The sequence below is a fragment of the Lyngbya sp. CCY1209 genome (assembly GCF_035615495.1).
Taxonomy (GTDB): Bacteria; Cyanobacteriota; Cyanobacteriia; order Cyanobacteriales; family Microcoleaceae; genus Limnospira.
The window spans coordinates 1-9,344 of sequence record NZ_JAJENU010000355.1; the positions used below are offsets into that span (position 1 = coordinate 1).

The 9,344-nt window shown below is 53.8% G+C and carries 10 protein-coding genes and 1 tRNA gene; 4 read left to right on the plus strand and 7 right to left on the minus strand.

The features are described 5' to 3' along the window. Positions 1-127: 127 nt before the first annotated feature. Both LKE08_RS09995 and LKE08_RS10000 read right to left on the minus strand, forming a co-directional pair. A tRNA-Asn gene (locus LKE08_RS09995) sits at positions 128-199 on the minus strand. A 77-nt stretch (positions 200-276) separates the two neighbouring features. Next, entirely contained in the window at positions 277-825 is a 549-nt protein-coding gene (locus tag LKE08_RS10000) for an NYN domain-containing protein (protein ID WP_324704074.1), read from the minus strand. A 351-nt stretch (positions 826-1,176) separates the two neighbouring features. Here LKE08_RS10000 and LKE08_RS10005 point away from each other — a divergent pair, with 351 nt between their 5' ends. From LKE08_RS10005 to LKE08_RS10020, 4 genes are all read left to right on the plus strand, one after another. Further along, positions 1,177-2,097, plus strand: coding sequence for a TIGR01777 family oxidoreductase (locus LKE08_RS10005; protein ID WP_324704075.1), 921 nt, complete (start codon positions 1,177-1,179; stop codon positions 2,095-2,097). Then, the gene (locus tag LKE08_RS10010) at positions 2,097-3,452 is read left to right on the plus strand and encodes a DUF697 domain-containing protein (protein WP_324704076.1); all 1,356 of its coding nucleotides are present in this window, start codon (positions 2,097-2,099) and stop codon (positions 3,450-3,452) included. The genes LKE08_RS10005 and LKE08_RS10010 overlap by 1 nt, the downstream gene beginning before the upstream one ends. 45 nt (positions 3,453-3,497) lie before the next feature. Then, positions 3,498-3,776, plus strand: coding sequence for a hypothetical protein (locus LKE08_RS10015; protein ID WP_324704077.1), 279 nt, complete (start codon positions 3,498-3,500; stop codon positions 3,774-3,776). A 229-nt stretch (positions 3,777-4,005) separates the two neighbouring features. Continuing rightward, entirely contained in the window at positions 4,006-4,275 is a 270-nt protein-coding gene (locus LKE08_RS10020) for a hypothetical protein (protein ID WP_324704078.1), read from the plus strand. Positions 4,276-4,464: 189 nt separating this feature from the next. Here LKE08_RS10020 and proX read toward each other — a convergent pair whose 3' ends face one another. From proX to LKE08_RS10045, 5 genes are all read right to left on the minus strand, one after another. Then, positions 4,465-5,493, minus strand: coding sequence for a glycine betaine/L-proline ABC transporter substrate-binding protein ProX (gene proX, locus LKE08_RS10025; protein WP_324704079.1), 1,029 nt, complete (start codon positions 5,491-5,493; stop codon positions 4,465-4,467). Continuing rightward, a complete protein-coding gene (locus LKE08_RS10030) occupies positions 5,493-6,467 on the minus strand; it encodes an ABC transporter permease subunit (RefSeq protein WP_324704080.1) in 975 nt (324 codons plus the stop codon). The genes proX and LKE08_RS10030 overlap by 1 nt, the downstream gene beginning before the upstream one ends. 156 nt (positions 6,468-6,623) lie before the next feature. Next, positions 6,624-7,904 (minus strand): serine hydrolase, encoded by a 1,281-nt coding sequence (locus tag LKE08_RS10035; RefSeq protein WP_324704081.1) that lies wholly within the window; start codon positions 7,902-7,904, stop codon positions 6,624-6,626. A gap of 47 nt (positions 7,905-7,951) precedes the next feature. Continuing rightward, entirely contained in the window at positions 7,952-8,440 is a 489-nt protein-coding gene (locus tag LKE08_RS10040; RefSeq protein ID WP_324704082.1) for a GNAT family N-acetyltransferase, read from the minus strand. 43 nt (positions 8,441-8,483) lie between these two features. Continuing rightward, positions 8,484-9,092 (minus strand): tRNA isopentenyl-2-thiomethyl-A-37 hydroxylase MiaE, encoded by a 609-nt coding sequence (locus tag LKE08_RS10045; protein WP_324704083.1) that lies wholly within the window; start codon positions 9,090-9,092, stop codon positions 8,484-8,486. Positions 9,093-9,344 lie beyond the last annotated feature (252 nt).

Consider the following 9,344-nt stretch of genomic DNA (forward strand, 5'->3'; position numbering starts at 1 on the left):
TTTGATAATGCCTTTGAGAATCCAGCTTTGGATTACTTAAGAATCTGCGTGGTTTTAACCCGCAGAGTATCAAAGCGCCTTGAGTCAAGTGCTGTAAACCGTTGCAGGATAATGAATTGAAGGAAAACTCCCCGGGTAGGATTCGAACCTACGACCAATCGGTTAACAGCCGACCGCTCTACCGCTGAGCTACCGAGGAACGTTGGTGAACTTAAATTAGCCACAGTTACCTATAGTAACGTAGACTTCCCAACTTTGCAAGCCCTTTGGCAAAATTTATTTCAAGCCCATCCGCAACATCGCCAAACGCCTTTGGGACTCGGCATCCAGGGAACTGGCCAGGAACCGCCCCGCCGATCGCTTCTGGGGTTTGTGCCGTCTGCGCCGGGTGCAATTCGTCGCCTCCACCGCGTCGGCCAACTGTAGCGCCGACATCCATTCGGCCCCATAGCCAATGACGGTCAACTGTTGGGCGCGATCGGACGTGGCCACCAGCAACCGCCGCCGCGCCAACCGCAGTTGTCGTCCCAAGGACGCACACAATTTTTCGATATAGGTGTCGGCCGTCTGCCCGTAATCGGTATAGTAAATCGACAGGTTGCGGCTCACCGTTTCGCTGCTGGCGGGGGTGTCATTATAGTGGGCATCGAAAATGATGCGGGTGTCGAGCCCTTCAAAGGCGCTGTAGTTGACCAGGGCTTCGACCAGGTGCCTGCGGGCCTCTTCCATCCCTTGGCGATCGCGCTGTTGCTGCAAATGGGGCCAAATTCCGATGATATTGTAGCCGTCTACCAAAAGGACAGCCTTCGCTAAAGGACGTGACATGGCTGGGGACTAGAATACTTTCATTTAGATGGACTTCGGTTTGCTCAACCTCAATCATGACATTTTTTTCGTTACAGTTCATTACAATCTGTGTCCCCATCAGCGGTTTCCCCCGTCTCCCACGACAAGGCGCGACCTCCCCTTGTTTAACCGAGAATGAAACGGCCGGGCTTTGTCAGGGCGGAGATCAGGGGGAGCCAGAGGATGCAACGCTAGAATTGATCCGGGGGTGCGATTCGTTCGGGATTGAAATCCGAACCTTACCCGCTAGGGGGAGATGGGAACATCTCTCTCGACCCCTAATACCAGTTTGGATGGGATTCCAAGCAGCGCCGATCAAAACAGAGGATCATGAAAGTAGCAATCACAGGGGCGACCGGATTTGTCGGCTCTCGTCTGGTCGAATCGCTCCACTCTCGGGGGTATCAAATTGTCGTGTTGACCCGCAACCCGGAACGGGGGCGGCGGGTGTTTCCGGCGTCCGACTTTCCGCAGGTGGAAATCGTCGGCTACACCCCCACCGAGTCGGGGGACTGGCAGGGTGCGATCGCGGGCTGCGAGGGGGTGGTGAACCTGGCCGGGGCGCCCCTGGCGGACGAGCGGTGGACGCCGGAACGCAAACGGGTTTTGTTCGAGAGTCGGGTGACGCAAACCCAAAAACTCGTCGAAGCCATCAACAGCGCCGACCCCAAACCCCGCGTTTTGGTGAGCACCTCCGCGATCGGATATTACGGCACCAGCGAAACGGCGACATTCGACGAAAGCAGCGCAGCGGGGGACGATTTCCTCGCCGATCTCTGCCAGGAGTGGGAAGCGGCGGCCCAGGGGGTGAAAGACACCGGAACCCGCCTGGCGATCCTGCGCTTCGGCATCGTTTTGGGCATGGGCGGCGCGTTGGGCAAAATGCTCCCGCCGTTTAAATTGTTTGCCGGGGGACCCCTGGGCAGCGGCAGGCAGTGGTTTTCCTGGATTCACCGGGACGATTTGACCGATTTGATCCGCTTCAGCCTGGAAAATGAGTCGGTGGAGGGGGTGTTGAACGCCACCGCCCCCAACCCCGTCCGCATGAACGAACTCTGTCACCAATTGGGCGAAATCCTGCACCGCCCTTCCTGGCTTCCCGTGCCCAGTTTCGCCCTGGAAGCCCTGTTGGGAGATGCGGCCCAGGTGGTGTTGGAGGGGCAGCAGGTGATCCCCGATCGCACCGGGTCTTACAATTTTGAATATCAGTATCCGACGGTGAAACAAGCCCTGGAGGAGATTCTCGCCTGATGACCCGTTCCGATCGCCCCCACGCCCATTTCGACCGCGCCCGCAGCAGTTTGCGGCAGGCGATCGGCCGCTATTCCGAAATGCGCCGCCAACACAAGTCCTCGGGAACCCAACTGCAGGCGACGGTTCAGGAACAACTGGATATTCTCAAAGCCAATTCCGAAAAGTTGGAACAAGGTTTGATCCGGATCGCCGCTTTCGGGTTGGTGAGTCGGGGAAAATCGGCGGTGTTGAACGCCCTGTTGGGTCAATCCGTCCTGCAAACCGGACCCACCCACGGGGTGACGCAGTGGCCGCGATCGGTGCGCTGGACCATTTCGCCCGAGGCCGAAGCCGGAACCGAACCCATCGAAATCGAGTTGATCGACACGCCGGGACTCGACGAGGTGGCCGGCCAGATGCGGGGGGAAATGGCCCGGGAGGTCAGCCGCCAGGCGGATCTGATCTTATTCGTGGTGTCGGGGGATCTGACGCGGACGGAATACGAGGCCCTGGAAGCGTTGAAACGCATCCAAAAGCCTTTGATTGTGGTGTTCAATAAAATCGACCTCTACCCGGAACCGGAACGGGAGGCGATTGATCGGAATTTGCAGAAGTTGGCGACCCGCGACCCGAACTTGTCGGAGTCGTCGATGGAAATTGTCCGGGTTGCGGCGGAACCGCCGCCGTTGCAGGTGCGGGTGGAGTGGCCGGACGGTACAATTACTCAGGAATGGGAGTCGCCGCCGCCCCAGGTGGAGGAGTTGAAGGACGCGATCGCGACGATTCTTTACCGGGAGGGGCGATCGCTTTTGGCCCTGAATGCCCTGGTGCAAGCCAGGGAGGCCGATCGCGCGATCGCCCACCAGAGCATCCGCTTGCAGCGGGTGGAAGCGGAAAATCTGATCTGGCGCTTCACCCAATATAAGGCGGTGGCGGTGGCGGTGAATCCGGTGGCAGTGTTGGATGTGGCGGGGGCGTTTTTTGCCGACCTGGTGTTGATCCGGTCTTTGGCGAAGTTGTACGGCCTGCCGATCACCAGCTACGAAGCGGGGGAATTGTGGCGGAAAATTTTGTTGAGCTCGGGGGGACTTTTATTGGGGGAAATGGGCGGCGGTTTGCTGCTGGGAATTGGCAAGACGGGGGCGGGGTTGGTCGCGAATTTTCCCGGCTACGCGGGGGCGGCGATCGCCCAGGCGGGGATCGCGGGTTACGGCACTTATATGGTGGGTCGGGCAGCTCAAATTTATTTGGAACGGGGCTGCACTTGGGGGGAATACGGGATCGATACGGTGATTCAGGAGATCATCGAACAGTGCGATCGCGACACGGTGATCTATCGGTTGCGGCAGGAATTCGACGATTTTAAAGTGTAGAAAAAGCGGTTTTTTTTATTTTCGGTAATGATTGAATCGGAGCAGATGGAACAGTCAAAGCGGGAAATTATCGGCCAAATTGAGCGGATGTCGGCGGAAGAAATTCGGGAATTGCGGGATTTTATGGCATTTTTGAATTGGAAAAAATATCGTCCGGGGGAAGAGGTGATTTCGGAGCGCGATCGCAGCGCGTTGGTGCCGTCGGCGGGGGGAGAATTGGCGCGGCGATCGGACGTTCACCCCAATCTAACTCAGGATAGTTGGCATAAAGCGCTGGAGATGATAACGGCGGATCGGCTCGACCGGTTGAGGGCTTTTCATTAGCGCCGAAGTGTGATACAATTGGACAAACAATTAATCAATTGAATAAATCATCCGTCCGTCGCCGTTTTCCTATCCGTCCGGTTGCTTCCCGGAATACAAACGAACTTCAAACTGAAGTTGGGAGGCAATTTTAAGGTAATTTCGGCGATCGGACAAATCCCGCACCGTCCCCCTCGGCAGAGGGTTGGGGATGTGGCGAAATTGTCGTTATTTCGAGAAGGAAAAAATCGTGTTGAGACTGTTGCAAATTCTCATTCAGGCGATCCAACCCTTTTTGGTTCCGATTTGCTTTGTCGTCGCTTGGGGGTTGATGTTATTGATTGTTTGGAATCTGGGAACGGCGATCGCGGATACCGTCCGGCGTGCCAAGCGGATGCACCAGATCCCCTGTGCCAACTGCACCTATTTTACCAAAGATTACCGCCTCAAATGTCCGGTGCAGCCGAAAATTGCTTTATCTGAAAGTGCGATCGACTGTCCGGATTTTCAGGAGAGATAAATGGCGCTGAAGCGCAACAGAGTGATATCAAATCCGGTTGAATGATCGGAACAGCAAACGGGTTGGATATCTGCACCGCTTTGGAATCAATTCCAAAGCTAATAGCTCAAATCATCTCAAGATGATTGGGAAGATTTTGCGGTCAAATAACCGGATCTGATATTATTCTAACCTTTGGAAAGAAGAATGTCAATTTTCATCGCGCGATCGCTCGATCCAACTGTCGAATAATTCCTGATTTTCGGTAACCCACTCTTCCGCGTGGCGACGGATATCTTCCGGCGTGTCTTCCCCCTGTTGGATGAGTTGATTTTGCGCGTTGATATCTTCGATGGGAATTGCCACCGACTCGAAAAAGCGTTCGGCGGTGGGGTTGTTGTCGATAAAATTTTGATTGGCAACCACCCGCATTTTATCCACCGCAAAACCGAGATTTTTTCCGCCAATGGAAGTCTCCTCTTCCGTCACGTCTCCCTGGGTTTCGGGGAGGGAAGTAAACGGAACTTCCAGCCAAATCGCGTCCTCTCCCGGCTTCATCACCGTCCCCAACCAGTGGGGAGTCCAGGTATAGTATAAAACCGATTCTCCCTGGCGGTAGCGGGTGATGGTGTCCGCCAGCAACGCCGAATAACTGCCGCGATCGTGTTCCACCGTGTCCCGCAATTCGTAATTGTCGAGGTGATGTTCGATCGCCAATTCGCAACCCCAACCCGGATTGCATCCCGTCAGGTTCGCCAACCCGTCGCCGTCGGAATCGAACAGTGCGGCAATTTCGGGATCTCGCAGTTGTTCCAGGTTGGTAATATTGTATGCTTCGGCGGTTTTTTTGTCAATTTGATAGCCTTGGAGAACGTCGGGAACCACCACCCCCACCCGTTCCAATTTTTCCTCGCCGCCGCTGCGTTGAAAAAATTCCTCGTACAATGTTTCCCAATGTCCGGCGAAAAAGTCCAATTCTCCATCGCCGATCGCGACGTGAATTAATGTCGGATCGAGTTGTTTGAGATCGGCGGTTTGATATCCCAGGCGTTCCAAACCGATATTGAAAACTTCCTGGACGAACAAACCTTCGAGTTCGACATAAGCCGAACGGACGGTTACAGTTTCCGGGGAGCGATTTTCGGCGGTTTCCGGGGAAGGCTGGCAGGCGATCGCGCTTCCCAAAACGGCGATCGCGACAAAAGTTTGAGTTAATTTTTGGACGGGTTGAATCGGCATTATCGAGATGAATAATTGATCGCGTCTTGAGAACGTTTGCGGTGGCGAGAGAGCAATTTTATGATACCGCGATCGCGCCAAGATTCGCCACTTTCGGCGATCGCCGTCGCGATCCGATCTAAGAGGATCGCAATTAGGACGATTCCCAATCCCCCCACCGCCGCGAGTCCCACATCCAGGCGTCCGACTCCCTGCAAAACCAACTGTCCGAGTCCCTCCACGGCGATCATAGACGCGATCACGGACATCGACAACGCCAGGACGATCGCCTGATTCATGCCGGTGAGAATGGCGGGGAGGCTGAGGGGAAGTTGGACGTTCCACAAAATTTGTCGGGGGGTGGAACCGAAGGCGATCGCGGCTTCGACGGCTTCCGGAGAAACCTGTCGAATTCCCAAGTTTGTGAGGCGGATTAGTGGAGGGACGGCGAAGATAAATGTCGCGATCGTTCCGGGGACTCTTCCGATTCCGAATAACATCACGACGGGGACGAGATAGACGAAGGCGGGGAGGGTTTGCATGGTGTCCAAAAGGGGACGCAACCCGCGATCGATGCGATCGTTTTTGGCGGCTAAAATTCCCACCGGAATTCCCACGATCGCGCACAAAATCACCGCCGTCAAAACTAACGATAATGTCACCATCGCGGCTTTCCAGATTCCCAAGAATCCGATAAACGTCAAGGTGAGAATGGCATAAATCGCGATCGCGCGTCCGCCGATCTGCCAGGTGATCAAACCCAAAACGACGATAAAAATTAGCGGGGGGATGGCGATAAATAAAGATTCGATGGAATTGAGAACCAATTCGACCGGAACTCGGATCGCTTGGAACAGGGGACGGAAGTTATCGACGACAAATTCGACGGCGATCGCGATCCAGTCGTCGAGGGGAAGGGTATACAATTCAAAGGGATTGAGAATGGCGTCGAAGCCGGAAACGGTTTCGGCAATTATGTAATCAAATCCGATCATTATTCTAATTTTAATTTGACTTTAGGAATTTTCTCAATCGGGTGATGTACGGTTCGATCATCAAAGTCCCCCTTTCCAAGGGGGATAATGGTGGATTCTTCGTCCGGGAGTCGAAAGTCCCCCTTTCCAAGGGGGATAATGGTGGATTCTCCTCCTCTATCGAACCTTAACGCGATCAAAAACGAAACGGGATATTCTGGGGAAAATCGTCCAGTTGTTGCTGTAGGCGGGACTGTCGCCAAAAACGACGAGGATATAGGCGATTTCACCGTCCGGCGATCGCACGTAGGCAACCTCCTGTCTCGATTCGGATGTCCAGCCGACTTTCGAGGCAAAAATAACCCCGGAATCGACCAATCCTTCCCCGAAAAAACCCGCGATCGGGTTGTTCTCGTCCCGCCGCCAGACTTGCGGATTGAGATCCCGTCCCAACAAGTCTAACATCCGATCGCTGGCGGTTTCCGAAACCGCTCGTTGGGTGGCAATTTCGTACATCAGCCGTCCCGCCTGTTCCGCACTGATTTGATTGCGGATGGGTTGTTCGGGATTTCCCCGCATTTTCAAATCCCAGCGTTCCGGTTCTTCCATTTTCAGGTCTGCAATCGGGAAGTTTTTCTGGCTGACATCGATATTGTGATATCCGGCGGAACGAAAAAAGCGGTTGATGAAATATCGCCGTTCCAACCAATCTTCAAAATTTTCATTTTGTGGAGTCGAGGTGGTTCGAGTCAGGCGATCGAGAATGTGGCTGGCGGCTTCATTATCGGAGTGTTTGACGAGTTGACATAAATCGGTTTTGCAGGTATCATCATAATCGATAGTGTCCGCCGGCAGCAGGTTCGCTTCCACTTGCGCGTAAACGGCAACCATCCAAAAAAGTTTGGTCACGCTGGCCGGAAATCTGGGAATTTGACTCCGATACTCCGCGAAGGATTGCCGGTTGATATCAATCAAATAAATCGATAATTTATCGGTGGGGAGTTTTTGGGAAATGGCGAGGTTGACGAGTCCATCCGCGATCGCTTGGAGTTCTTTGCTGTAGGTGAGTTGCGGCGGCGTTTTGACGTTGTAGGTGAGTTCGGACGCTGCGGCGGGTTGGGGGGGAGGCGAAACCGTCGGCTTGGGGGAAATCACCGGCGTTTTAACGGTCGGCTGTGAGGATAAAATATAAGGTTTTACGAATCGAAATGCCACCCAAAATCCCCCCGCCATCAACACAATCAAAAATAGGAAGGTTCCCAACCAGGATAACTCGGAATTCCGCCGGTGCGATCGCCGGTTTTTGCCTGTCGTCCGGGGTGCGATCGCCTCTCCTTTCAATTCCGCCACTTCTCGCCGCAGTTTGCGAATTTTCCGATAGGCGCGTTTCAACTTGGCTTCGAGTTCGGCAATTTTTGGATCTTCCGGATCGGGGGGTGGCGGCTGTCGGGGGGTCACGTTTTTAAATGAATGGCTGGATCGGTCATTTTTTTTTAATATAACATCTACAGAGAAACCAGTTCTTTTTTATAGACGCGATCGCACCGCAAAGTTTCCACCCCCGTCGCCGCTTCATATCCCCGGCGTTCGTAAAGTTGCACCGCCTCCTTCAAAACGCTGGCGGTTTCGATCCAAATTTCAGAAAATCCCCGATTCTGAATGGCTGCTTCCAATTCGGCTAACAAAAATTTACCCAAACCCAACCCGCGAACCTCCGGAACCAAATACATTTTCCGAATTTCAACGGCATTTTTTCCCCGTTTGACGGGATAGTAAGCCGCCGTCCCGACGATGGTGCGATCGCTTTCCACAACCCAAAATTCACCGCCGCGATCGTGATAATATTCCTCCACTTTAAAGATATCAATATCGGCCCCCTCCGGTTCGCACCCCAAACCGTATTCCGCCAAGACGGAAGCGATCAACTGGATGACGGCATCGCGATCGCCGGTTTCCCAGGAACGGATGATAAAATCTCGATATCGTTTGTTCATCTTATTCATAACAGGCAAGATGCCTGTTCTACTCGCCTCAATTTTAACTGTGGATTCTGGGTTCGGGATGGAGGGTGGAGAGAATGTCACTTTCGATAGTCGCCAATTCCTCCAACCGCCGGGTGACGATATCGACATCAAAATAGGTCGTCGCCAACACCCAATAAATGCCGTAGTGCCGCGCCTCGGATGCCATCAGACCGTGATAAAATTTTGCCAATTCCGGTTCCGGACAGTGCTGGGAGAGCAACCCCAAACGCTCGTGGCTGCGCGCTTCGATCAGTCCCGAAACCAACAGCAAATCCAGCATCCGTTCCGGTTCGTCGCGGCGGACGTGGCGGTTCAACTCCGCGCCGTAGGGGGGTGCAGGGAGCGATCGCATGGCAATCCCCCGCCGTTCCAACCACTGATTTACCAATTCAAAATGTTCGAGTTCTTCCTGCGCGATCGCCGTCAGCATCCGCACCAATTTGGCACTCGAAGGGTAGCGAAACATCAAATTTAACGCCACCCCGGCGGCTTTGCGTTCGCAGTGGGAATGGTCCAATAAAATCGTGTCGAGGTTCGCGATCGCCTGTTCGATCCAAGCCGGAGAGGTCGGCCGTTTCAAGTATTTTATTTTCGGGAGGGAGGTGGGAACGGAGGATGTCATCTGAATACCAATTTAATCATCTCGGAGGGTCGATGTTTACACATCGCCAGCTTGTCAATCACAATCATAGCAGATCCCGACCTGGTGTGCTATATTATCAGGATGTATCAGCCCTCAATCCTCTTGAGAGGATTTCTGCTATTAGCTTGGGAATTGATTCCCAAGCGGGTTCGTCGTCCCCACCGAAAGCCTTGAAATCAATTTCAAGGCTCATAGCGAAAGTCATCTCAAGATGACTAAATAAACGTTAGT